Annotated in this window: 20 protein-coding genes; 5 read left to right on the top strand and 15 right to left on the bottom strand. The window is 57.6% G+C overall.

The window, feature by feature from the left end; genetic code table 11:
- Positions 1–1328, bottom strand: a 1328-nt coding sequence (locus PA598K_RS13570) for a DEAD/DEAH box helicase (RefSeq protein WP_260405401.1), incomplete at its 3' end; no start/stop codon positions are given.
- A gap of 255 nt (positions 1329–1583) precedes the next feature.
- Here PA598K_RS13570 and PA598K_RS13575 point away from each other — a divergent pair.
- The 3 genes from PA598K_RS13575 to PA598K_RS13585 are packed head-to-tail and all read left to right on the top strand — an operon-like array spanning position 1584 to position 3549.
- A complete protein-coding gene (locus PA598K_RS13575) occupies positions 1584–1961 on the top strand; it encodes a GntR family transcriptional regulator (RefSeq protein ID WP_128657490.1) in 378 nt (125 codons plus the stop codon).
- On the top strand, positions 1958–2836 hold the full coding sequence (locus tag PA598K_RS13580) for an ATP-binding cassette domain-containing protein (RefSeq protein ID WP_128657491.1): 879 nt from the start codon (positions 1958–1960) through the stop codon (positions 2834–2836). The genes PA598K_RS13575 and PA598K_RS13580 overlap by 4 nt, the downstream gene beginning before the upstream one ends.
- A complete protein-coding gene (locus tag PA598K_RS13585) occupies positions 2833–3549 on the top strand; it encodes a hypothetical protein (protein WP_128657492.1) in 717 nt (238 codons plus the stop codon). The genes PA598K_RS13580 and PA598K_RS13585 overlap by 4 nt, the downstream gene beginning before the upstream one ends.
- A gap of 105 nt (positions 3550–3654) precedes the next feature.
- Here PA598K_RS13585 and PA598K_RS13590 read toward each other — a convergent pair whose 3' ends face one another.
- The 5 genes from PA598K_RS13590 to PA598K_RS13610 form a co-directional block, all read right to left on the bottom strand.
- Positions 3655–5271, bottom strand: a complete 1617-nt coding sequence (locus tag PA598K_RS13590) for an alkaline phosphatase (protein WP_128657509.1) — start codon at positions 5269–5271, stop codon at positions 3655–3657.
- 174 nt (positions 5272–5445) lie between these two features.
- The gene (locus tag PA598K_RS13595; RefSeq protein ID WP_128657493.1) at positions 5446–7227 is read right to left on the bottom strand and encodes an AraC family transcriptional regulator; all 1782 of its coding nucleotides are present in this window, start codon (positions 7225–7227) and stop codon (positions 5446–5448) included.
- A 30-nt stretch (positions 7228–7257) separates the two neighbouring features.
- Entirely contained in the window at positions 7258–8586 is a 1329-nt protein-coding gene (locus PA598K_RS13600; RefSeq protein ID WP_128657494.1) for an LLM class flavin-dependent oxidoreductase, read from the bottom strand.
- Positions 8583–9611 carry an ABC transporter substrate-binding protein gene (locus PA598K_RS13605; RefSeq protein ID WP_185601929.1) on the bottom strand — a complete coding sequence of 343 codons (1029 nt, stop codon included), beginning with the start codon at positions 9609–9611 and terminating at the stop codon, positions 8583–8585. Before PA598K_RS13605 ends, PA598K_RS13600 begins: the two co-directional genes overlap by 4 nt.
- A 137-nt stretch (positions 9612–9748) precedes the next feature.
- Entirely contained in the window at positions 9749–10303 is a 555-nt protein-coding gene (locus PA598K_RS13610; protein WP_128657496.1) for a GNAT family N-acetyltransferase, read from the bottom strand.
- Positions 10304–10473: 170 nt separating this feature from the next.
- Between PA598K_RS13610 and PA598K_RS13615 the strand changes: the two genes are divergently transcribed.
- Positions 10474–14004, top strand: coding sequence for an S-layer homology domain-containing protein (locus PA598K_RS13615; RefSeq protein ID WP_128657497.1), 3531 nt, complete (start codon positions 10474–10476; stop codon positions 14002–14004).
- Positions 14005–14488: 484 nt separating this feature from the next.
- Here the strand turns inward: PA598K_RS13615 and PA598K_RS13620 are convergent, their stop codons facing one another.
- From PA598K_RS13620 to PA598K_RS13655, 8 genes are all read right to left on the bottom strand, one after another.
- Positions 14489–15298 (bottom strand): ankyrin repeat domain-containing protein, encoded by an 810-nt coding sequence (locus PA598K_RS13620; RefSeq protein ID WP_128657498.1) that lies wholly within the window; start codon positions 15296–15298, stop codon positions 14489–14491.
- 31 nt (positions 15299–15329) lie between these two features.
- Positions 15330–15782: a GNAT family N-acetyltransferase gene (locus tag PA598K_RS13625; RefSeq protein WP_128657499.1), complete on the bottom strand. Its 453-nt coding sequence runs from the start codon at positions 15780–15782 to the stop codon at positions 15330–15332.
- Positions 15783–15881: 99 nt separating this feature from the next.
- Positions 15882–16745, bottom strand: a complete 864-nt coding sequence (gene cas7c, locus PA598K_RS13630) for a type I-C CRISPR-associated protein Cas7/Csd2 (protein WP_128657500.1) — start codon at positions 16743–16745, stop codon at positions 15882–15884.
- A gap of 12 nt (positions 16746–16757) precedes the next feature.
- Complete coding sequence (gene cas8c, locus PA598K_RS13635; RefSeq protein ID WP_128657501.1) at positions 16758–18671, bottom strand: type I-C CRISPR-associated protein Cas8c/Csd1; 1914 nt, start codon at positions 18669–18671, stop codon at positions 16758–16760.
- Positions 18668–19390, bottom strand: coding sequence for a type I-C CRISPR-associated protein Cas5c (cas5c, locus tag PA598K_RS13640; RefSeq protein ID WP_128657502.1), 723 nt, complete (start codon positions 19388–19390; stop codon positions 18668–18670). Before cas5c ends, cas8c begins: the two co-directional genes overlap by 4 nt.
- Before the next feature lie 17 nt (positions 19391–19407).
- Entirely contained in the window at positions 19408–21846 is a 2439-nt protein-coding gene (gene cas3 / locus PA598K_RS13645; RefSeq protein WP_128657503.1) for a CRISPR-associated helicase Cas3', read from the bottom strand.
- A gap of 248 nt (positions 21847–22094) precedes the next feature.
- On the bottom strand, positions 22095–22532 hold the full coding sequence (locus PA598K_RS13650) for a hypothetical protein (protein WP_128657504.1): 438 nt from the start codon (positions 22530–22532) through the stop codon (positions 22095–22097).
- A 138-nt stretch (positions 22533–22670) separates the two neighbouring features.
- Positions 22671–23240 (bottom strand): hypothetical protein, encoded by a 570-nt coding sequence (locus tag PA598K_RS13655; RefSeq protein WP_128657505.1) that lies wholly within the window; start codon positions 23238–23240, stop codon positions 22671–22673.
- A 392-nt stretch (positions 23241–23632) separates the two neighbouring features.
- On the opposite strand from PA598K_RS13655, the gene PA598K_RS13660 reads away from it, so the two are divergent.
- Entirely contained in the window at positions 23633–25405 is a 1773-nt protein-coding gene (locus PA598K_RS13660) for an extracellular solute-binding protein (RefSeq protein WP_128657506.1), read from the top strand.
- Positions 25406–25550: 145 nt separating this feature from the next.
- Here the strand turns inward: PA598K_RS13660 and PA598K_RS13665 are convergent, their stop codons facing one another.
- A complete protein-coding gene (locus PA598K_RS13665; RefSeq protein WP_128657507.1) occupies positions 25551–25946 on the bottom strand; it encodes a YvaD family protein in 396 nt (131 codons plus the stop codon).
- Positions 25947–25984: the final 38 nt, after the last annotated feature.

Raw genomic sequence — 25984 nt, forward strand, 5'->3', positions numbered from 1 at the left:
CTGCCGCCGCCCTGGCGCCCGCCTTGCGTGTTGCCGCCCCCGCCCTGGCGCGCGCCTTGGGACGCTGGCTGGGCGCTCTGGCCGCCGCGCCGGTGACGGCTGGAGCCGTCGTCGCGCTGCCGTTGCTGGCGCTGCTGCTGGTTATCCTCGGTGTCCGCCTTGCTCGCCGCCAGTTGGGCGTCCGTCGTGATCTGCATCGGATACGCGTGATCCGTCACCTCGGGGATCGTCTTGCGGATCAGCTTCTGGATATCCTTCAGATACGGCAGCTCTTCATACTCGCAAAAGGAGATCGCCACGCCGCTCATGCCGTTCCGTCCGGTACGGCCGATCCGGTGTACATAGGTCTCCGGGATGTTGGGCAGGTTGAAGTTGATGACATGCGACAACTCCTCGATGTCGATGCCGCGAGCGGCGATATCGGTCGCTACCAGGACGCGTGTCTTGCCGCTCTTGAAGTTGTTCAGCGCCGATTGCCGCGCATTTTGCGATTTGTTGCCGTGGATGGCCTGCGCCGTCACGCCGACCCGGTCGAGCAGACGCGCCACCCGGTCCGCGCCATGCTTGGTGCGGGTGAATACGAGCGCCGAGGCGATCGAGGCGTCCTGCATCAGGTCGCCGAGCAGCTTTTGCTTGTTAGCCTTGTCGACGAGATAGAGCGACTGCTCGATCCGGTCAACTGTAGAGGAGACCGGCGTGATCTCGACCTTGACGTAGTCGGTGAGCAGGCTGTTGACCAGTCGCGTGATCTCTGGCGGCATCGTCGCGGAGAAAAACAGCGTCTGCCGCGCCTTCGGCATAACCGCAATAATCTTCTTGACGTCGTTGATGAAGCCCATGTCCAGCATCCGGTCAGCCTCATCGAGCACGAGGATGCTTACCTGGCTCAGGTCGGCGACCTTCTGGTTGATCAGATCGATCAGCCGTCCCGGCGTTGCGATCAGGATATCTACACCGCGTTGCAGATCGAGCTCCTGCGCCCGCTGCGACACGCCGCCGACGACAGCGGCGCACCGGATCGCGGTGTACCGGCTGTAAGCGTCGATGTTCTCCTTGATCTGCAGCGCCAGCTCGCGGGTCGGCGTCAGGATGAGCGAGCGGATCGGCTTGCGCCCGCCGCTCTTGGGCCGTGCCTCCTGCAGACGCTGGACGATCGGCAGCGAGAAGGCTGCGGTCTTGCCGGTGCCCGTCTGGGCGCAGCCAAATACGTCTCTGCCCGCGAGCACGGCCGGGATGGCTTGCTGCTGGATCGGTGTCGGCTCGGTATAGTTTTCTTCATTTAATGCTTTTAGAATAGGTGCAACCAATTGCAATTGTTCAAATGTCATGGATATCTCCTTAATCGTCTATAGTCGAATGAATGTATGTCCGCAATGGCCATACGCAGGTTGAAAGGCCGAGGAACCTCTTCTGTCCGTAAGTCTTGCCGCACACTCCTCGTATCATAACACACTCAGGGAATTTGCGCTTGCCCACTTGCTCCGGTAGCAGCCAGAAGTCCGCTTGACAGTCTGCGCCCCGCCATCTATAGTTATATACATGACTATATAACCACAAAACAGACGAGAGGCGGTGAACCTCTGGTGAGCTACAGCTTCGACGATAGCAAGCCGATCTTCCTGCAGATCAAGGAACGGATCGAAAACCAGATCGTGAGCGAACAGCTCAAAGCGCATGAACAAATTCCGTCCACAACGCAATTGGTCAGCTTTTACAAGATCAACCATCTCACGGTAGCCAAAGGCATCAATCTGCTGGCGGATGAAGGAATTATCTATAAGAAACGGGGTGTAGGCATGTTCGTCGCCGAGGATGCGCGGGAGCGGCTGCTGTCGCAGCGCAAGGATCAATTCGTGGAAATGTATGTCAGGCCGATGATCACCGAAGCGCACAATCTCGGGATCACGCCGGAGGAGCTATCTCGGATCCTGGAGCAAACGAAAGGAAGTGTATCATCATGACGCCACATATCCGTCTGGAACAGGTGACATACCGCTATGGCCATCATGAAGCGCTGCGAGATGTCTCGCTGGCGCTGTCCCATCCCCGCATCTATGGTCTGCTGGGCCGCAACGGAGCGGGCAAATCTACGCTGCTCTCGCTGCTCGCCTCGTATGACGAGCCCGATACAGGCAAGGTGCAGATCGACGGCGAAGCGCCCTTCGAGAATGCGCGTATCATGCCGCAGGTCGTGTTTGCCCATCAGACGGACTACTCCAGCGAATCGGACAAAGTCGTGGAGCTGCTCGAGGCGGCTGCGCGATACCGTCCGAGCTTCGATATGGCGTATGCCGAGCAGCTCGCCGCCCGGTTCAAGCTGCCGCTCAAGACTCGCGCCAGCGGACTGTCCAGCGGCAAGCAATCGGCGCTCAACGCGACGCTGGCGCTGGCTGCGCGAGCGCCGGTGACGATCCTGGACGAGACGTATGTCGGCATGGATGCACCGGCGCGCGAGATGTTCTACCAGGAGGTGCTGGCCGACTATGAGCGGCATCCGCGCACGATCATCCTCTCCACGCATCTGGTGTCGGAGATGGACTATCTGTTCGAGGAGGTCGTCATCCTCCATGAAGGGCGAGTGCTGCTCCATGAGCCGATCGACCGCCTGCTCGAGCGCGGCGCCTCGATCACGGGCCCAGCGGCCCAGGTGGAGGCGTTCGCTCAGCCGTTGCGCCAGCTCAGCTCGCAGCAGCTCGGCGGCACACGCTCCGTCATGATCTACGGCGAGCTCACCGATGAGCAGCGTCGTCAGGCGGCTGAGCTTGGCCTGGAGCTCGGACAGGTGTCGTTGCAGGAGCTATTTATTCATCTGACAGAGGAGGTCGATGCGCGATGAACCCGACCCATCGAACCGGCGCTATCATTAAGGATCTCACGCTGACGCAATTAAGCTGGGCTTCGTATCTGCTGTTCGGCGTCATCCTGTTTTTCTGGGGAGTACGGCTGTTTACCTCCGATCCGGAAATGCTGAATCGCACCTTCCTCGACTTCATCGTCCAGCCCGGCAGCGTGTTTATGCTTATCCTTGGCCTCTTGTCCGTCTCAGGCTTCCTGACCTTCCTGGTCAAGCAGGGCGTGACCCGCCGTACCTATTACACAGGCGTAGCGGTCTCCGGTCTGCTCCTGACGCTCGCGCTGACCGCCGCCGGTCTGCTCCTCCACCTCCTCTTCCGTTCCCTGATCAACGGGGGGGAGTGGCTGCCTCCGATGGGGTATGAAGGACTGGCCGCCGTGCCTGCCATCTTCGCGCAGATGTATCTGTTCTATCTGATGGGATGGGCGATCGGCGGAACGTTCTACCGCTTCGGCGTCGTGCCCGGCCTCGTATCCATCGCTTGCTCGCTGGCGCTGCTCATGGGCCTCAGCTATCTGATCGGGACCGGCAATGATCTGCCGAGCCTCCTCGCGGATCGGCTGGACATCCGCGTATCGAGCGATCAAGGCCCGGTCCCGCTATCGATCAGCCTGCCGTCGCTCGCTCTCGTCGCCGTCCTGCTGCTCGCGCTGATGCGGCTCATGACCAGGCGGATCAGGATCAAGATCAAGTAATCGAATATCAAGTTGTCTGAACATGAAGACTCGTTTTGAGCATGAAGACACCCCCTGCTGGCGGCTTGCCGCTGTGCGCAGGGGGTGCTTTGTATTTGCAGTAGCTTAGTTCGCCTTCAACAGATCTACCGCTTGCTGCGGTACATAGGTCCGCTCGCCGTTGAAGACGACGACGCCTTCGAGCATCACCTTGTTGCCGTTGTGGAGCGCTACGTTTTTGTGGAACGGCAGCACCAGCTTGTTGTTGCCCAGCGTGACGACCAGTTGGTCCGCCTCGGTAGACACGGTCGCGCCGATCGCCGCGAATGCTTGCTTGGCATCGACGAACAGCCGCTGGGTCGTCGCGCCGAGATCAAAGCCGAGCTCGCTGGCGATATACTTGGCGATGTCGGTGTTCTCGACGACGCCCATCAGACGGTGCTGACCTTCCGGCACGTACGTGTACAGCACGACATCGCCGCCTGTATGCCCGCCCGTCGTCCAGCCGATATAGGCGCGGTTGCTGATCATGGGACCGACGACATAATTCATCCGGCCCAGCTCCGCCTCGCGGATCGCCTGGATTTCTTCCTTGGTGAGGTCCGTAATGCCGTAGTATTCGCGCATAACCTGCTGGATATTGGTGCGATTCTCGTTGAACTTGGCCGCCAGCCCCTCACCTGTCAGCTTGGCGCGCTTCAGCGGTGCGATGAACTTGGACAGCGGGTCGGTGTCATAGGTCTTCGTCGTCTCGCGGTTGCCGATGGTCAGGCCGCCATTATGATGGTCGGTGACTGCGATGACCGCTGTCTCGCCGTTGGCCTCCGCGAAGTCCTTGGCTACCTTGACTGCATCGTCGAAGGCCAGCACATCGCTCAGGATGCCCATCGGATCATTGGCGTGAGCCGCCCAGTCTACCTTGCTGCCCTCGACCATCAGGAAAAATCCGTCTTCGTCGGCAGACAGCACGTCGATTGCCTTCTTGGTCATCTCGGCCAGACTAGGCTGCTCCTCTGGATTGCGGTCCATGTTGTAGGACAGCGCGGTTGGCGAGAACATGCCCCACAGCTTGCCGGATTCCGATGCTTGCAGCTGCTGCGGCGTCGTCACGTAATCATAGCCGAGCGCCTTGATGGAGGCGATCAGGTTCTGTCCGTCCTTGCGTCCCTCGCCGCTCAGGAAGCTGCTGCCGCCGCCGAGCACGACGTCGACGCCGTTATACACCTGCTGCATGCTGAGCGCGTCATAGTTGCTGCGCGCCGGATAGTGCGAAGTAAATGCGGCGGGCGTCGCATGCATAATCTCGGAGGTCGAGATGATGCCGGTCGACTTGCCCTGAAGCTTGGCTCCCTCGAGCACCGAAGCAACCGGGCGACGCTCGTCGCCAGGCGCGATCGCCTGCTGACCCGGCATGGTCGCCTTGTCCGGCAGCACGCCGACATAGCCGGTATGCGACTTGTGGCCGGTAGCGAAGGCTGTGCCTGCCGGGGCGGAGTCGGCGATAGCCGCGTCGGCGGAGTACGTGCGCACCAGGCCGCTCGCCATGCTATCCAGATTGAGCGAAGCGCCTTTATACCAACGAGCCAGCGTCGTCGCATCATGCGGCATGCCATCCGGGATGAGCAGGATCATATTTTTAATTCCTGACGATTCACTCGTCTCCGTCTCTTCAGCCGTTACCCCTGCAGACAGGCTTGCGAGCATACTGCCAGCCAGCACCCCGACGAGCAGCTTGCGCGTCATTCTCTGTTTTGCATCGAACATCAATTCATTCATCCTCCCATGCTCCTTAAGATCCTATGGTTCGAGGATGAGTATACTAATCTACTGTAAACAAACTGTCATCGTCAGATGAAGATTATGTGAAGACGGCTGGAGTGGCCGATTCCTGACACGCATCGCCAGCCCCGGCACGGATCAGGAAGGCGCCTCGCACAGCCAGACCGAATCGCTGCGAGCCTCAGGCGGACCGAGCAATTCGTCGATACGGTCGAGCTGCCACAGCAAGGTGAAGGCGTCATACGCAATGCCCTGCATTCGCAAATAATAGACGCCTCCCTTGGCGGCCTCCTCCAACCGTGTCCAGCTCGGAGAAGCACGCAAAGCGTCCAACCACCCGCCAAAAGACGGATCAGGATTGACAATAATGTACAGCCGATCAGCCGCCGCACGCTCCAACTCCTCCGCCGTCACCGCCACGCGCCTCGTCTCGGCGCTGCCTTCCAGCTCCTGCTCCATCAGCAAGGACGGCCGGAAGCCGATCACCTCATAGAAGGTCGGGAAAAACCGCGACGCATGCACCCACAGCTGGCCCTCGTCGATCCGCAGCACAGCGGCCGTTGCGCCGCCCGGCGGGAGCAGCGAGGCGCTAAGCCGCGCCGCTTCTTGCTTGCGACGGGTGTAGCTGTCGATCCACGATCCCGCCTCGCGCTCCCTGCCCAGTATGCGCCCGATCCGCTGCATCCGCGCCTCGGGCCGCTCGTCCCATGGGACGACGATGACCGGCGCCAGTCTGGACATCGCCTGCAGCTCCTCCCGGCTCATAAAGTCGGAGGCCAGGATCAGCTCCGGCTGCAGCGCAGCGAGTCGATCCAGCTCCACCGTATCGCCGCCGATGCTGACGATCCCTTCGATCGGCCCACGGCACTGCTCGAGCGTACGATCGAGCGCGCCGAGCGGACGCAGGCCAAGCGCCAGGATCTCGCCAACATAGTGCATCGTGACGATCCGCGACGCACTGCCTCTGGCTCGCACATATCCCTTGGGCGTCGTCCCGGTGCGTTGCTTGAACACCCGGTTGAAATAATGCACATCCTTGATGCCGATACTGCGGGAGATGCGCTCGAGCGGCTCGTCGGTCAGCAGGAGCTGCTCCTGGGAACGCTTGATCCGGTAATCGCTAATATAGCGCCCGGGCGTAACGCCGGTCAACTGCTTGAACAGCCGCGTGTATTGACGTACGCTGAGACTCGCTCTACGCGCCAGCTCGATCACTGTGTTCGACTCGGTGTAGCGCTCGTGCAGCGCGGCGATCGATCGCTCTACCGCCTGCAAGGAGTCGATCCGATCAGACTCCGCGTCGTCGCGGCGCGATCCCTCCGTCTCTGGCTCTGTCTCCGGCTCCTGCTCCAGCAGGGCGTAGAGCAACTGCTGCAACAGCAAGAAGCGGCGCAGCCGCTCGCGGGCAGGGATCGAGGCGGAGGGGGCTGAGACGGCAGTGGTCGCTGATGGAACGGGGGCCGTCGCCCATAGATCGCAGAGCAGCCCCTCCCACCGTCCGATCGGACGCAGCGGCAAGGGGCGCTCCAGCAAGGCAGAGGGCAGCGAGTAAGCTGCCCTCGACTCCTCCTTCCAGTCGTCTGCAGCTTCGAAGCAACTGCCATCATCAGAGGCAGACTCCCCGGACGCGAATCGGCATAATAAAGCATAGCCTGCGGGCGCTGCGTCTCCAGCGCTCTGTAGAGCAGCGCTGCTGTCAGCCGGGAGGCAAGCGGCTTCGCCGCGCCGCAGCGAGAAGCTGCTGGCCGATGTAGTGCATATCGCTCTTCCCAAGGTGAGATACACGATCCATAGTCCGCCCCCGTCCCCTGTCTTCGACGGTCCAAGCTGCATCGTCTCCTCTATACCGACGAAGCGTCTCGCCTCGACCAGCTCGAGCAACGGCACGAATGCTGCGGCCCCTTGATATCGTTGCGTCATGGCAGTATAGCCTCCCTTCCTCAGCAGCGCTTACCTCGTTGCGAAGCGATTCATCGGGCGGCTCAGGCCCAGATGCTCCCTCAGCGTGCTGCCTTCATAGTCTGTCCGGAATATGCCGCGATGCTGCAGCTCGGGGATGACCAGATCGACCAGATCGTCCAGACCGCAAGGCAGGATATGCGGTATAAATGTGAATCCGTCGGCGCCGCCCTCGCGCAGCCAGCGTTCCAGCTCGTCTGCGATCTGGACCGGCGTGCCTGTCAGCGTGAGATGGCCCTGCTGTCGCCGGATGTGCATATACAATTGGCGGATCGTCGTCAATCCAAGCTGATCCGCGGTCTGCTTGAGCTGCCGGTATCGGATCCCTCGGCCGGGCTCGGACGGAGGCTCGGGCAGCGGATCATCCAGCGAGCGATCGGCCAGATCCAGATCGAGCCAATACGCGATCCCGTCGAGGCTCGCTTCGACGCGTCCAAGCTGCTCCAGCTCGTCGCGCTTGTCTCGCGCTTCTGCTGCTGTCGCGCCTGCATAGAGATTAAGTCCCGGGAGGACGAGCAGATCCTCCGGTCTTCGTCCATAGCGGGGCAGACGTTGCTTGACGTCGCTGTACAAGCGCTGGGCGGCGGGCAGCTCCTTGGCCATCGTGAAGATGACATCCGCCTGTCGAGCCGCCCGCTCGCAAAAGGCGTCCGATGCGCCAGCCTGGATAAGGACAGGATGCCCCTGCGGCGGGCGGGCAACATTAAGCGGTCCCTTGACGCTATGCCAGCGGCTCTCATGATGAAGATAGTGCACCTTGTCCTTGTCAGCGAATCGCCCCGTCGCCTTGTCATAGACGATCGCCTCATCCTCCCAGCTGTCCCAGAGCGACTTGACGATCTCGACATAGGTATCCGACTGCTCGTGCCGCTCCGCTTCGGAGGGGCGATGGTCGTTTTTGAAATTGTCCGCCTCCAGCTCACCCCGCGACGTCACGACATTCCACGCTGCCCGTCCGCCGCTCAGATGATCCAGCGTCGCGAACATCCGCGCCGTATGATACGGCTCGCTGTAGGTCGTCGACAGCGTCGAGGCGAGGCCGATGCGAGAGGTCGCCGCGCTGAGCGCCGCGAGCAGCATCATCGGCTCCAGGCCGACGTTGACGCGTTGCTCCAGCTCATGCGGCGCGGTCGCGGATATGCGGTACTGATCGGCCTGGAAGATATAGTCCAGCTTGCCGCGCTCCGCCTTGCGAGCCAGCTCGGTGTAATACGCCATCGGCTGTTGAGGATGCGATTCGGCCATCGGATGACGCCAGGCGCCGCTCGATGCGCCCGGGGACATGAGCATCGTCGCCAGCTTTAGCTGCTTGCGCTTCATGACGGATCGCCTGTGGCGCTCAGCAGGCTATAGACCTCGCCCAGCGCCCAGTCCAGCGTCATCACATCATTGATCGATAAGCGGTTGCCGATGAGATACGCATGCTTGTCCTGGACTGCTCGCAGGTTTTCCCACACCTTGCTTTGCTTCATCTCTTCATACACCGCCTCGGAGTCCTCGTCATTGATAATGACGAACAGATGATCCGGGTCAAAGTCGGACAAGGTTTCCAGCGAGAGCGCCGTCGGAGCAAAGTCCGGCGCCGACTCCAGCTCCGCTTGCTTGTCCGTCAACTTAAATTGATAGGCGTCGAAGATCGTCGGGAACGTCGAGCTCGGGTACAAATAAATGGCCTTCTGCGCAAATTGGATGACGAGCGCCGACTTGCCTTGCACCTGCAGCGGCTTGACCTGCTCGCGCATGTCAGCTACCTCTTGGTCGTACGCCTGCAGCCAAGCGGTCGCAGCGTCAGGCTTGCCGACCAGGTCGGCGACAATCCGGAACCGCTCGATCGGATCGCCGAAAAACGGGGTCGCCACCGTTGGCGCGATCTTGCTGTACTGCTCCAGCTCATCCTCCGTCGCGCGTGCGCTGACGACGATCAGATCCGGCTCCAGCGCCAACAGCCGCTCCATGTCCGGCTTGTTGCTCTCCCCGACGAGGTCGATGCCAGAGCGGTCTTCGTCCGTATAGAAACGCAGCAGATGCTCGGTCGAGCCTACCGGCTTGAGGTCGAGCGCGATCAGCTCCCCGACCGTCCACAAGGCGGCGATCCGTTCGGGCTGGGCCGGAATTTCGACCTCGCGGTCAAGTACATCGGTATAGAGACGCGTCTGTGCGTTGTTGTCTGCCGCTTCGCCATTATTCGTCTGCTGCTCCGCAGCTTGCGAGTCGCCAGTCTCTGCAGCAGGCGGATTAGCCTCCGTCTTGCCGCTCAGGGGTTGCTCTGTCCCGCAGGCGGACAAGCACAGCATGCTGGCTAGCAGTAAAGTCATCAGGAAACGCAAGGACACGGTAGTTCTCATAGTAGGAAACCCTCCACATAGATGATATCGATTCTCATTATCATTATAGTGGATTGTCCACACCTCAACAATGGAGGATGCGGACATGTTGGTCGGTGGACAAAAGCGACATGCGTGGCGCGAGAGACTCGCGATCTCTACACCACGCTTGTCCTGGCGCGATATTCGTCCTCCAGAATCGAGTATTGATCGGAATCATGCCATGCGCCTTTGTGATACATATGGCCGCGCAACCGACCCTCGTAGGTCATACCGACTTTCTTCATCACGCCGGCCGATCCCTCATTGTCCGGGCGACAGGTCGCAGAGATACGATGAAGGCCGAGCCGCCCGAAGCCCAGGTCGAGCAACGCCAACGCCGCCTCTGCCCCATAGCCTTGGCGCCAGTAATCGGGATGGAAGCAGTAACCGATCTCGCCTTGCGCTGGGTCCGAACAGTGCAGTCCGCAGCCGCCGATCAGCTCACCGCTTGACTTCAGTACGACTGCCACCTCATAGTCCCTCCTGGGGTTCTGCCCCTGCATCGCGATCGCCTGCGCGACGAACTGCTCCGTCTCCTCCAATCTGTTGGGCCCCCAGATCATGTAGCGGACGACCAGTGGATCTGAGGCATATCGCTGCACTGCTGGCACATCCTCGATTGTGAACTCGCGGAGCGTCAGTCGCTCCGTCTCCATTTCTATACGCATCATATCCCTCTCCCCTTCATTAAAAAGCTCAATACGTTCCTCTTTATTCTCCATGGCACCTCACCCATACTTTCAGTCTCTAAATCAAATTTTAAGACCCCCGTTCAGAGAATGTCCAGAGTAAAAAAGTATACTACCATTATTCGACATTATTCTACATATGGAGGTCTACTATGTTAAGCAAGCCAAAAACTGTCGCAGTCAGCATGCTCCTGAGCTTCCTGCTCGCGCTGCAATGGGTCCTGCCTGTCGCGGTCTATGCAGAGCCGATCCCTGCTCCGCTCATCGACTCCGCGCATGCGCCTATCTTCCCTGCGATCAATGAAGACTCTACCGGCGGCGACGGGGTGCTCGTCAGCGATCTCATCGGCAACTCTGTCACTAGCTACACTGGCCAATACGGGATCGGCGTCTATGCCGTCACCGGAAATGGCGCCTGGGAAGCCTACTACGACGGCACCTGGTGGAGTATGGATCCCCTGTCGCCACAGACTGCGAGCATGCTCAAGTCCGACGTCAAGCTGCGGTTCGTACCGGCGGCCAACTGGCATGGCACAGCTACCATCAGCTACAGAGCCTGGGATCTGCGCAATGACGAAGGGCCCAACGATCTTAGCCGCACCAAGCACGACGTAACCGTCAATGGCGGCGACACGGCCTACAGCGCCGACGCTCAGACCGCCTCCATCACCGTGGAGCCGGTCAATGACGCGCCGCGACCGATCTTCCCGTTCACGCAAAAGCTGCTGCAATTCGATGGTTCCAACACCTATGTGACCGTGAACAACCTTCATCTGAAGGGCGAGATGACGTTCGAGGCCTGGGTCTATAACGAAAATCCGAACGCCACCTGGTCGCGTCTGTTCGACTTCGGCAACGGCAGTCCCGGACAGAACATTATGGTCGGCTTCTATAGCAACTCCGGTCAGATGTTCCTTCACAATTATGATATGAACAATAACAACGGCGAGATCATCGTGGGCGAACCGTTCCCTGCTTCACAATGGGTGCATGTCGAGGTGATCATCGACGAGAACGGAATCGGCTACATCTACTGGGACGGCGTGCTGAAAAAAAGCGGATCGGTCGGCACGATCGTCGACACCCCTCGCGCGATCAACTATATCGGTCGAAGCCATTGGGGACAGGATGCCTACTTTAAGGGCAAAATCCGGGACATCCGCTTCTGGGACACCGCCCGGACGCCTCAGCAGCTGGACGAGAACAAAAACCGGATGTTGACCGGTCATGAAACCGGCCTGGTCGGCTATATGCCGATGCTCGAAGGCCAAGGCGACTATCTCAATGACCTGACAGGCAAAGAGATCAGCGGCAACATTATCGAGAGCGAATGGGTCGACGATGCCAGCGCTCCTCTCGCTGTCTCCATTATGGAAAATACCGATACGGCCGAGCTCCTCCATGGAGCCTATATCCTGGATCCGGATGCCGAGGATACACAGGGCGGACAGATTACAGTCGAGCTGGAAGTGCCGCAGGGCAGCATCCAGGTGGCTGCTGCGTCTGGCGTCTCGATCACCGCTGGGGCCAACGGCAGCGCTGCGCTGACGTTGCGAGGCACCAAGACCGCGGTCAATCAAGCGCTTGGTCAGCTGAAATATACGCCGCCGCTTAACTTCTACGGCTTGACCTACATGGATGTCCGGGCTGACGATGAGGGCAATACCGGCGCCGGAGGTCCGATGAACAGCGCCAACCGACTCTATGTCACGGTATTGCCGATCGCACCTAGCGCGACTGGCATCATGGATCAAGTGCTGCGCGTCGACGAATCGACAGCTGCGCTGCCCTTCACCCTCAGCGGCGGCATCGTCCCGGCTGGACAGATGATCCTGTCCGTTCATTCCTCTAATGAAACGCTCGTCCCTCTGCAAGGTATCGTACTGGGCGGTCAGGGAGCGAACCGGACGGTGCGTGTCACGCCTGCTGCCGGGCAGAGCGGTCTGGCGAAGATCACGATCACCGTTAGCGACGGTCGACTGGAGAGAGACATCAGCTTCCAGGTACTGGTGTTGGATCAAGACGATGTTGAGGATTGGATCGAGGGATGGTACCGGGACCTGACGGATGACGACGATATCTTCGTCCCTGGCGATCAGATCCGGCTGCGCGCCGACACCGATCTCCTCACTGATCGAGTCGTGGCGAAGCTGGGCAACTACTCTCTTGAGCTGACGCTGCGCAACGCGACCAGCTTTCTCTGGGATGGCTACAAGGAATGGATCCTCATCACGGATATGCCAGCTGTCGCTCATGGCGAGCAGATGATCGAATTCATCGCTTACCATGGCTCCACCGTACGCAGTCCCGAAAATGCCGACGAGTTGGATGACAACTACTATACGATGAATAATCCGGCTCCGCCCCAGGTGTCGGTGCCTGTAGCGCCTTATGTCACGACGACGACAGTGACGCTGCCGGCCGCCAGCCAGGAGGCATTGGCCTCGGTCACGAAGCTGGCGCTGCCGCTCGATGCCAAGGTGTATACCGCCAAGGGCGTCGCCGTCCCGGGCACCTATACGGTCGACAACAACGGCAAGCTCTCGCTGAGCCGTCTGCCTGAGGGCAGCTATCAACTGGTCGTCGCTCCGCGCAACACAGGCGGCGAGCTGCTCGCAGGGCAATTGCTCCGTCTCGTCGTCGATAGCAAAGGACAGGCCAGCCTGACCGAGGAGCTGATCGATCCGTTCGGCATCATCACCGACTCTCTGACAGGCGCAGCCGTCCCCGGTGTACGCGTCGCGCTGTACTGGTCGGATACGGAGCTGAACCGCTCCAAGGGACGGACGCCGGGCACAGAGGTCAAGCTGCCTGGACTGCCAAGCTTCGCGCCGAATGACAATGCCAATCCGCAGATCAGCTCGGCAACCGGCGAATATGCATGGATGGTCCCGGCGTTCGGCGACTACTATATCCTCGCTGAAGCGGACGGCTATACGATCTTCGACAGCAGGCTGGACAAGCGGGAAGAGACGATCGGACTGGACAGCTACATCCAGGGCGGCATCATCCATGTCGGCACGACGATCGTACCTTACAGCTTTGAGATCGATCCGGCGCTGCTCGATTCCGGCGTCCACGACGCCTATTTGAAGGGATTCCCCGACGGAGCCTTCCGGCCGGACGACGGGCTGACACGCGGTCAGTTGGCTGCGATCCTGAGTCGGATCCAGCGCGAGCTCGGGGCAGCTCAGGCATTCGCAGGCTACCGCGATGTATCTGCCACGCACTGGGCGGCCGATGCTATCGCCCTTGCGAGCGAGCAGGGCTGGCTGCGCGGCTACGGCGACGGCCGCTTCGCTCCCGAGCGCAAGGTTACACGTGCCGAGCTGGTCCAAGCGCTGGCCAATCTGGCCGGACTGAAAGCCGATGCTCCTGGCGGCTTCTCCGATGTAGATGGCCACTGGGCAGCGAATGCGGTATCCGCAGCGGCTGACGCCGGATGGATCGGCGGCTATGAAGATGGACGCTTCCGTCCGGATGCCGCGATCACGCGCGCCGAGACCGTGACGATCGTCAATCGCTACTTGAATCGTCAGGCTCCGACCGTGCTCGCGACCGAAGGCGCATCCTGGTCGGATGTGCCGGAGTCGCACTGGGCCTTCGCCGACATCCGGGAAGCCTCCCATACCCACGGCTTCCGTCTCTACGCGACCGGCGTGGAAGAGTGGACGACGCCTTAAGCAAGGAAAACGGGGACTGCGCTGCCACTGGAGCAGCGCAGTCCCTTTTGGCGGTCGGGGACGCCCCGTTCTAATGCTCGCCCTCGGCCTTATTGGGCCGAAAAGACAGGGGCTCCCATCCTAACGCTCGCCGGAGAGCTTATTTCGGTCAAACCATGCTGAAACGAGCGTTTTTTCGCAAATAAGCTCCGTGGCAAGCGTAAGGATCCCAAATGGTGCAAAAAACGGGATATAAGCGCCGTGGCGAGCATTACACTGCCGCGCTCCAGCACGGCTGGGGAGCTCCCATTTCACTCTGGAGCGATAGCGTGCGGGACGTGACCATAGCGGGCGACGACCGACCGTAGCAGGTCGTGACCGTAGCGACAGCTACAACGTTATCAAAATAAAAAAGCTTCTGCCCCGGATGATTCATGACGGCAGAAGCTTTTTATTTTATGGATGCAGCTTAGAAAAGCCATATTGGCTAAGGCTAATTGCGCGATCACGATTGAAGCAATTCTTGCGCGGTCTTCGCGCCCTGGTCGCGGAGCCATGAGACCAACGCATCCGCAGAGCTGCGCAAGGCCGCATCGAGTGGCGTGAGGCGATCCCAGACCGACACCCAGTTCAACTCGGCTCCATGGCGGAGCAGCAGCTCCGCAGCTTCGCGTTGTCCGCCGTGGCAGGCGCACCAGAGGGCGACCGTCACTTCATCGGGGGTCTCGGCGCGACTTGCTCCCCAGGGGTATTGACGAGACAGTATGTCCCCTGCGAAATGGGCCTCCATCGCATCCAGCATCCCCAGTGCCGCGGCATGCCAGAGCGCATATCGCGCGCCATGCGCGATCAACCGCTGCGCGGCCTGCCATTGCGCGAATGCGACGGCATCGTCGAGCGGCGTCCCGTCAGCGATAACCGCGCCAGGCGCTTCCAGATCGGCGCCATAGCGGATCAGCGCATCGAGCACCTCGATATCGTCGCAGCTCGCAGCCCAATGCAGCGGCGTCTCGCTATGCGGTCCCACGAACTTTGCATTCACATCAGCCCCGGCCTCGACCAGCACAGCCACTGTCTCCGCACCGTTCGGGCAGCGCCCCGGCCAGTCGGTCAATAGATGCAGCAACGAGTACGCGTTTCCGTTTCCGTTACTCTGGCCCGCATCATCCCGACGGGCAACACGAGCACGCACGAGCTCTGGATGCGCATTCAGTAATCCTCTTAACTTCTCCACATCGCCACTGCGGATGGCCGAGGTCACCGACTCCGCCAGCTCCTCCGACAAAATCAACGGAGCTTCTTGGTTATCGTTCATGGGGCCGGCCTCCTTGGTTTCGGTTCTACTATCATTTTACAGCGTAACTTAGTACAACTTCTCCATCTTCCATTTCACCGGTCTCTTGAAATCCCAAGCTTTTATAGAGCCGATTTGCTGCAGTGTTATGAGGGACATGATTAACTCGAATTTGTTTGCAATCTGGCTTCGCGGAGAGCATCTTTATAACCTCTTTAATCGCCAAAGTTCCGTACCCTTTGTGTTGGTACTGTTCATCAACCATGAAGCGCAGTATCCAATAGTACCCGTCTTTATAAATCTCATTGTCAAAGAGCAAAAATCCAACCATTGTATCGTTCGAATAAATTCCGTAAGGTTTGGACGTTGGCTCTTTCGTCGCATGAATAATAGAATCTGCGTTAGTAGCCACCAGGTCTTCCTGATTTTTTGAGGGCTTTAATTTGATGCATTCAGATTCATTATCTTTCGTTATTGGACGTAGATGAACAACCCCTTCAACCATATGATTCTCTCCACTTCTCAACTGGCATGATACTCGGTCCTAACGGACACCGATTAACATACTATATCACGATTCATTTACGTGAAGCTATTTTCTTCCTCACAGGCCATCGATGATCTGAACTTCTAGTCCATCCAGGGGGGCTAGTGAAAAATCATAATCCTCAAATCGCTTCGGCTCCGCTCCCTTTCGCTCGACGATGAGCGAGCGATGCACCTTCGCGGACGAATATTGACCCAGCTTGGACTTGTGCTCCCACCAGTACACCCGATGCACCTCCATGCTGCCCTCCGGGCGTGCAGACGACACATCGTTAGCGAACAGGCTGACGAGCGCCTGCTTGATCTTCTCCGCATCGTCTGTCGTGAACCCGGTCTTCTCCGCGAGCTGCGTGTTAATACTGCCATAGAACACATACACGCCTGAGTCGACGCGATGCTTCATCCCCATCGTATCCGAGCCCCGTGCCGCGCCAGGCTCTGAGTTGACGCTCTTCGTAATCTGCGTGCTCGTAATATCGATTGGATCGAGGCTGGTCGCCACATGGAGCGAGACCGGCCCCCGGACGCCAACCGAGACGCCGTTCCCCGACTTCTCCCCTTTGAAGGCGAATACCTGCCCAAAGCTGCGCACATCGATCCACGCCTGACAAGCCAGTCTGGCGAACTCATCGCCCGACCCGTTTTTGCTCTTCATGATCTTGTCCAGCTCCGGGTTGGCGTCAGCCCGCTCCCGCAGGCTGTTGTAGCTGTCGACCTTACGGTCGTTAGACTGCACGAAAATCGCTTCGCCCATATCCTGCAGCCGATTGCGAATCTTGCGCTTGAGCGCCACATCCGAGATCTCTCCGTACCCGTCATAGTTCTGACGCGGGCGATTGCCGTTCAGCGGATCACCGTTCGGGTTCGCTTTGGTAACTGACAGTACTACCGCAAAGTCTATCTTGTGATCCAATATCGTCATCGTTATCGCTCCTTAGGATTGGGATGCTTCCGTGTCTTCGGCATCGATCGACTCCTGGGCCTTCTTCTGGTACAGCTCATGACGTTGACTGTAAAAGCCAAGCAAGTAAACGCCTGTGAGCGGGTGATTGTTGAACTTGTCGATCGGGATGCGTGAACCGATCTCGTCGATGATTTTGTTCCAGTATATCCCTTCAGGTCCGAGTCTGGCCTGATATGGCTGCAGCGCTCGCTGGATCGTCAGCCAGGTTCTTGCCGGGTGCCTGGAAAATTCATTCATGTATCGGATCGCGTTGCTGGATCGTTTCTCGCCCGTCATGCCGCGCGTCTCCAACACATCCGCTACTGCCAGCAAACGGCCGAACAGGTAGTCGCGATCATTCGTCTCGGTATCCAGTGCCACAGGCTTCCTCTCCTTCTGATTGATAAGTGCGCAAGCGATGCTCAGCGTCTTCTCCCACTCCCAGCCCTCCATGCCGACTGGATTGGAGGCGCGGGCCATCGCGCTCTTCACGATATCGAGCGGAACCGGACGACCGTCGATGATGCTCGGCAGCATCCGCTCCGTAAGCCCCTTCACGAGCTTGTCGTCGGCGCGCGGGCCGTAGGCGGCAAAGGCAATGTCCCGGGTCGCAGGCGCGCCGTAGAACTCGACCCACTCGCCGTCCTCATCCTTGCGATAACGATGCCGCCAAACGCAGCTCGCATGCCACTCGGCCAGACGCTCCACATACGTATCTTTGAACAGACTGCGATAATACAACACAGCCAGCCTGCCGGTCGTCGCCGAGTCGAGGACGAGGATATTGACCTTGTCGTCCTTGAGCTGCGATTCGTCGAGCCGATGCTTGTACCCGCCCAGCGCCAGGCCGAAGGCCTTGGCGAACTCGGGGAACGTCCAGGATATCCGCTCCGGCTGATTAGCCTCGGACGGAGCGAGTCCGAAGATGTCTTCCATCAAGTCCTGCTGTGCCGTCTCCTTGTTGCCCCACACGAGGAATACGCGTTGGTCGATCACCTTGCCCTGCCGGTTAATGAGCCACTTCAGCGCATTATGCGCCTTCTGCGATACCTCGTAACCCATGCTCGCCGCCTCGCCTGCAGTCAGGAAGCGACCGCGATAGGTAAATCCGGAACTGTCATTGGAGGAGATCAACTTCGCATTGTCCCCCGCATGGCGAATGCGTCGTGCATGCCGCTCAGTCGTCGGCACCCGCTCCCCGCTCACGTAGCATAGATCCTCCTCACACAAGGTCGTCCCATAGTAGCGGATGAACGAATCGTACACCTCCGTATCCCGCCACACATCCGTATACACGCCAGGGGAGTATACCGTAAACCGGATGAAGGCATCCTCCTGCGGCCCCGTCACGATGCTGAATAACTCCGGCTTCGCCCCCTTACTCTCCTCATGCGCCTTTTCCCACTTCTCGATCAGCTTGCCATCGTTGTCCAGATGGAGGATGGGACGCGGTTCTGCCGTCAGGTCCCGGATCAAAGTCCCTCGGCTCAGGTAGCGATAGATACTCTGCACCTTTGGATGATTGTGCGGAGAGTCGGCCCAAGCCTTTAACGCCTCAATATATTTAGCATGATGGTCCAGCTTTTTTGGATTGCGGCCATAGGTCGCGTAGTCTCCCGCCACATAGCTCAGCTTATCGTGGAGCGGATATGGCGAGTTGACACTGCCGGCCCGGCTCGCCGAGTCCTCGGTCGCAGGGATGAGCGTCTCCAGCCTTCCCTTCTCCAGCACGATCGCCGAGTGGAAGTCCCCTTCCTCGGTTACACGCACCTCGATGTGCGCGTTTTGGGTCGTATGAGCGATCGGCAGCAGCGTGAACTCCTGGTCCTTGCGCTTCTTCTCTACGATGCCTACCCGATCTTGATTGGCCTCGTACGTCTCATACAGATTCAGCAGCCAACTCACCGCTCGATCCCCTCCTCACCCAATTGGTCATAGAGCGCATCGACCGACTCGAGCGCATCGTCATCGAATACCTTGGGCTGCATCTCCTTGACCGTCCGCACGAGCAGGCAGGCCTCGGGCCGGATAAACTGGATCACGCCCCGCTCCATGACCGGACGCCACAGTCGCACCTCCAGCTGATTTCGTCCGGTCTCGTCAGGATAGTTGATCCCGTGCACCATCGTCCCAAGCGGCATCTCTTCATAATCGTCGTAGTAACCTTCACCTTCGTCAAAAGCGCACGGCTCAACATATCCCTGACACTCGCGTGTTCCGAGGAATATATCTCTGCGCCCCCCGGCCTTCAGCGACCGCTTAAGAATGTTGTGATGCTTGTTCTCGTTATGATCGCGGACCAGGTCGGGCCGATGCGGGTTAAACTCGAAATAGGCTCTCACCCGATAGCGCACATCGCGCAAATACGTGTAGTTCGCCAGCGTATTGCCGCCGCTGTACTCAAGCGGTCTGACGCCCTTCGACTCCATGCGAATCGGATTCATGACGCGCACGGCGTCAATATAGATGATGATACTGGGCTTCCAGTATATGCTTTCCACGATGCCCTTCAACGCCTGATACGTTGGCACATGGTAAGACAGCTTCTCGCCGCCGATCTTCGTCAGCGGGTCCGTGAACAGGGCGTAGGGAGCGGTTAGTTCGAATTCGATTGCATTTCTCAATGTGGAATACCTCCTCTCTATTCATTGGTGACGCTCAGTCCGTACTCCTTGCTATACGCCCCTTCCTTCAGCACATAAACCTTGCCGTCAAGGATGGTCTCGATGCCCTGGCTCTTGGCGAGCGCCTCCCGCTCATGGCAGAACAGATTGACACTGTACTGCTGCGCCTTGCGAAGCGCAGAGCCCAGCTCGGCGATGCTCCTGCCGTTGATCAGCTCCGCGATCAGCTCACTACCCTCGCCATAGGGCGCGATGGCGGCGATGGTCGGGCTGTCGATCACCTCGAAATGTTCGGCCGCCGTCCGAGGGCTGTTGGTCATGATGAGATCGGGGGGCTTATCATGATGCGCTATATATTGCCTTAAGAACGACATCGAGTGGGTCTGCGTTTCCATCAGCAGAGTCATCATGCTCCGCTCCAGCTTAGGCATATAATAGTCCACTTCACGCTCCAGCTCCTTGTAGAACCGTTGAAAATACACCCCCAGCGCTTCCCTCGACAGCATGTGGCCGCCATGCGCGCTCGGATCGCGCTGCAGGTCGATCAGGATCTGACGCGTCTTCTCCTTGCCAATCTGGATCTCCCGAAGTCGCGTCAGACGCTCCTCCGTATGATCGATGACATAGACCGGCTGGATACCCTTCTCCCCATGACGGTTGCAACGTCCGGCAGCCTGGGCGATTGAGTCGAGTCCGCTCAGTGAGCGGATGACCCGATGGAAGCTGACATCAACGCCCGCCTCGATCAGCTGTGTACTGACGCAGATGACCCGCTCTTCGCGGTCTAGCAAGCCTCTGATCTCATCCAGCTTGTCCTTGCGATGCTGCGCGCACATCGAGGTACTCAGGTGGTACACTGCGGCATCGCAACCGGCCAATCGCTCGTACAGTTTTTTGACAACCGACTTCGTATTCAGGATGACCAGCACGCTCGTCACCTCTGCCATCTGCTCCTGGATGAAGTCCGCCAGATTCTCCGTATCGAACGTCTCCATCGTCGCGCGATCGACCATCTCGACTCGCTTGAACGCTATATCCACATCCTGCAGATTGCCGACGATCTCTCCCTCCGGATCGATCGTCAGCCTATGGCGGACAAAGTCGAGCGCCGGCTGGGTCGCCGTGCAAAGCACGAGACTGGACGCGCCGTAGCCCTTGAGGAAATTGAGCGCCGTGTTGAACAGAGAGATGCAGGAGGTCGGTACCTTCTGGACCTCATCGAAGATGATGACCGCCTCGCTCAAGTTGTGGAAGCGCCGGATATTGCGCGTCCCGCGTGCATAGATTGCGTTGAGGAACTGTACCATCGTCGTGAAGATGATCGGCACATCCCAATTATCTCGGGCCAGCTTCAGCTTCTCGGCCGTCGTCATCTGTCCATCGGACTGCTCGTCCTCATCCCGCTCGTCGAGCACGACATTGGAGTGATGCTCCAGCAGTTGACCATCGTCCTTGATGATACGCCGGATCTCCTCTGCGTTCTGCTCGATGATCGTGGTGTACGGCACCACATAGAGGATCCTCTGCTTGCCATGCTCGATCGCATGCCTGAGCGCATAACGAAAGCTCGCCAGCGTCTTGCCGCCTCCTGTCGGGATGGAGAGGGTGTAGATGCCGGATGGCCGGGAGGCGAAGCTGTCGCATTGTTCAGACATCTCTTGACGAAGGCGGTCAATCGACTTTTGTGCCTGCGTAGACTGCTTCTGAGCTTGCGCATCCTTCGCATAGCTGGCGAGACGCTCCATCAAGCGCTCGTAGTATCCTTTATACAAGGCGCGGCGCTGCTCCCTCTCTTGCACCATCCCGGGCAGCGGCGGTTCAGCCTGCTCGAACCGTCTTGTATTGGTGCGATCCGCATCGATCAGCGCGCTAAATATATACTTGTCGAGGAAGAGCAGCTTTTGCTCCGATGTCAGCACGGATGGCTTCCTCATGTACTGCGTCAATTCCACGATGGCTTGCTCGATATAGGCGGTGAACGCCGCTTCGCTCATCACCTCTTCGAAAAAAGCCCCGACCGCCGTATCGTAATCGAGCTTCTCTGCCGACTTGTCGCGCACCCGTCGCAGGTAGTCCGACTCCAGATGCTCGTTCAAGTAATCATGCATATACGAGTGATGCGAAATGATCGCATTGCCGACCACCTCGGCCAGCAGCCATGATGGCGCGGGCTTGCCCTGGTGCAAACGATCGAATAACAGCTTACCCCCTGCAGTCGAGTGATCGACCTCGCCGCGTCTTGGCGCCTTATCAGGGTGGAAGACGGCATTCCAGAGATAATCTCGGAACTGCGGCGTCAGCTTGCCCAGATCATGCAACAACCCGGCCAAGCCGGTGACGTGTGGGATCTGCAGCTTGCTGCCGTAACGCTCGGCCAGAGTCATCGCTTCCAGCAAATGCTCGCTCGCCGTCTGAATCGTATGATCGCTCTCCCGGATATGAGCAATATAAGGCATTATTCACCTCCTGAAGTCTTAGATCCGTGTCGAAATTAGGCCTTGGGGCATGGTTAATTACGACTACCATCATGATTTCGACAAGATTATCCAATTTCCTCCTTATTCTTAAAAATTATATTTTCTGTATTTTATGAAGGTAATTTGGATGGTTTTTGGTGAGGGTATGGTGTAGCAATAGGGAGGTAGCACAGCTGAGCCTTAGACTGCCTGTTCTCGGGGAATGGGAGGAATGTACTGGGTTTAACTCACTTCCGACGCAGGATGCCATTGATTTTCTCTTTTGCCTCTTCGATCGTTAGGCCAGTGAATGCTTCGTCCATGTAGAACTTTTTGCTGCCCGGAATCAAAGGTTCCCCCTTCGTCCAGAAAAGAAGACCTTGTGGGTCGATCATCATAATACCGCTCGTTGTCCCGGTTACTCGATACAGCACGCGCTTACCAGTCTTATCTTTCACTCGATTCAGGAATAACAAGTAACGACGTTGTTCCGGATCTCGCCAAGCGCGCAAGCTTTCCAAGGTTTCGATCGTAATGATACTACCTTCCAACCCATCGTCACCTCGGATAATATCTGTCACTTCTACATCCATTAGTTTTAGCTTCTGATAGCCTGCGTGTTTTGCTGGCTCCACTTCTTCTATCCCGGTCAAGTTAACAGCTGCAATGGTCTTGGTACCTGCCAATAGCTCTTCCAGCGTCTCAGGACCTGGGACAGATAGACCTGAGCTTGGTTGTGAGCAGCCTATACAGAGACTTAGGAGACCAAATATGATCACAACCGTTAATCTTAATCGTGTCCTAGTCTCCATGAATTAAAGCCCCTACTTCCCGTCGAGAATTTCATTAATCTTCTCTCTTGCCTCTTCGATCGTTAAGCCAGTGAATGCCTCGTCCATGTAGAACTTTTTGCTATTGGGGTATAGGGGTTCCACAGTTGTATAGAACAACAAGCCCTGATCATCAACCATCAAAATGCCCATGACTCCTCCTGTAATTACGTAAACGGCTTGCCCATCACTTTTTTGGCTAGAAGGCTTTAAAAATAAAAGAAAACGACGTTGTTTCGGGTCATTCCACGCACTCAAGCGCTGCAATGTATCAATTGTAATAATGCTGCGCTCCAGGATAGCCTCCCCACGTATGACATCTGTGACCTCAACATCCATTAGTTTTGCCTTTTGTTTCCCCTCCTTTTCAACTTCCTCTACTCCGGTAAGATTCACAATCACGATTATATCGGACTCTAATACCATCTCCTCCAAATTCTCAGGACCGGGTATCGACAAATCTGTGTTTGGCTTTATATTCGTATTAGCACAGCCTAGACATAAGCATAAGAAAATCAATGCAAATCCAATTGCTCTTTTATTTTGCATCTTATTTCTCTGCATGCATCGTTCACCTCACATTAAGCCTATCTTATTCACTAAGAAACATATTCATAGTCCGAAGCGGTAACTTCTCCATCTCACTTTGAAACGTCTTGACTCCTCCGAAGAGATTCGCGTCATATACTAATCTATTTTCAGAATCAACCTTGAATTTTCCTTGATACTCCCCTAAAACAGAATAGATATCTTCCCCGTCTTTCTAACTTCTACAATAGTCTCTGTTCCTCATTATACCAAATGTTTACAATTCCGCACTCCAAGAACGATAGCCTTTCCTTTCAAATCTTTAGATTCCATTGATATACACTTCTGAGGATAAGAGGTATGATAGAGAGGATACATACGAAAGCGCTACCGCAAAAGAGTTCATTGAAAAAGGAGATGTTCACATCGTGAAGAAGCTTGCAAGACTTGTGCTCGGCAAAGGACTGCTGCTGCTGATCATCCTGTCGCTTGGTATGGGCGCGACTGCACCTTCGAGAGCGGAGACGCAGTCTCCGGTTATTACCCTGGACGGCGAACGGCTGGCGTTCCCGACCGCCCCGATTAACCGCGACGGGATCACCTATGTCCATGCAGAGACGCTGCTGGAGGCGCTTGGTCTGGAGGTCGCTTACCCCAACGATGAGGTAGAGGCAAGTGAAGCCGTTATAGGCGGGATCAAGAGCGGACTGTTCCTGGTCTTCCATGACGATGGCGTCATCGAGGTAAATGGCACGCGTCATGAGTTGAAGCAAAGCTCCTTCCTCCATGACGGTACACGCTACATCCCGCTCCGCTTCACAGCGGAGGCCTCGAAGGCGAAGGTCCAATGGCTTCCGCAGGAAAAACGGATCGCTATCACAACAGCGCCCGAGCTGAGTCAGATCAGGCTGATGCTGCCGGAGTCGGAGACATTAACTGCCGCCCAGCTTCAAGCGATGGCCGATTACAGCGCTACGGCAGCAGGAGTGGAGTTAGTTATCGAACCGACGCCGCATGATCATTATTATGATCGGGTGATGCTGCGCATCGCTGCCGGGGACATCCTAGAATTAACAGTCCTGCCCGAAGCGACGAGACTGCCCGCCGATATGTATCGTCAGGTCAGTCCGGACCTTGAGCCGTTGCTGGCAGACTATCCTCATCTCTCGCAGCTCCTGGAATCTTCGCTGGATGAGCTGAGGCAAGATCACGACGGCATCCGAGCCCTACCGATCGCTCAATCTCCTGCGGATGCTGCGTTCCCGGCGTTGCGACAGGATTGGCTGGACAGGCTGGGGTTTGTTTCACCTCAGACGATGGATGAGTTGGCTCAAGTGTTGCAAGCATTCACGGACCAAGATCCTGACGGCAATGGCAAACATGACACCTACGGACTGATCGCGCTGCCAGAAACTCCGGGTCTGGAGGGCTTCGAGTGGGTCGATCGCATCTACAACAAGAACAGCTCCCGCTTCATCGAGAAGGACGGAGCCATCGTCGACACGCTGCTCTCCGCAGAGACACGCGAAGCGCTGGCTTGGTTGCAACAGGCGTATAAGAATGGCTGGATTCATCCCGAGTGGGCTACACTGTCCAAGGAGGCTGCCTATGAGCAGCTGCGTGACGGCTCTGTTGGGGGCGCGGCATTGACACTCGAGCAGGCAGCAGCTTTACAGCTCTCCTGGCAAGACGCAGACAATAAAGCGCTGCTGTCTCCGCTCGTCTCGCTCCAGGCTGATAGCACGGCTCCGGCTGTTACGGCGCAGGGCAAGAGCTACAAGGGACTGCTGCTATTCTCCCTGTTCACGCCGCAGGATAAGCTGGAGCAATTGCTGACCTTGCTGGAGCAGTTGGCCACTCCTGGCGAGGAGAGCAATACAGGCAAAGCTGCGCTGCGACAAGCGCTGCTGCAGACCCCATCGGCTACACTGGAGGACAAGCTGGACGAGAAAGCCCGCAAGCAGTTGGAGCAGGTCCGCGAGCAACGCGAAGCGATCATCTCCGGGCAGAGCGCGCCGATCCTCCCGCAGACGGTCCTCACAGACGCCCACGATCTCGCGGCCTACGCGACAACCAACGATAAGATCAAGCAGATGCGCACCAAGATCATCCTGGGCGCCAGCCTCAGCACCTGGGACGACTTTGTCGCCAAGCTCCAGCAAGATGAGGATTACAAGCGAATGATGGAAGCCTTGAACTAGGCCTAACCATGAAGAAGGGCACTCGCTCCCGTTGGAGAGCGGTGCCCTTTTGGTTATGTGGATTCGCTGAGCGCCTATTAGCGAACCTTGTCCGCAGCTTTGGATTGCTTTATCTCAGCTAATGCATACAAACGACCCTTGACGATTAATCTACCTTACCATAACCACTCATGACTGTTTTCAAGAAAAATAGAGGGTAGATTAGCAAATACAAGTTGAATGCCCACCAGAAGATATCAAAATCGTTGGCAAATGCCCAGAAAGCGATCGCTTGGAGGCCTGAGCAAAAGGTGAGGACAAGAGAGATGAGCGCCAAGGGCTTCCAGGACGGTCGTTTTTTCCGATACAAATACAAGCTTCCAAGACCCGTGATCGAGATCAGGATGTCGAGTGGAAAAAAGGACCAGTTCCAGTGGACCATAATCGGATTGTTGTAATCTTTGAATGCCATCGACTCTGGTATAATATGAAAATATGTAGCTATCCAATAGAGAATGAATCCAATATCTGTGACTAAGAAAAAAGGTTTTAAAAGCTTCATGTGTCCCCCCATTATCTTTATCCTGAATTACGAAAGTG

Source organism: Paenibacillus sp. 598K (assembly GCF_003851045.1).
Taxonomy (GTDB): domain Bacteria; phylum Bacillota; class Bacilli; order Paenibacillales; family Paenibacillaceae; genus Paenibacillus_D.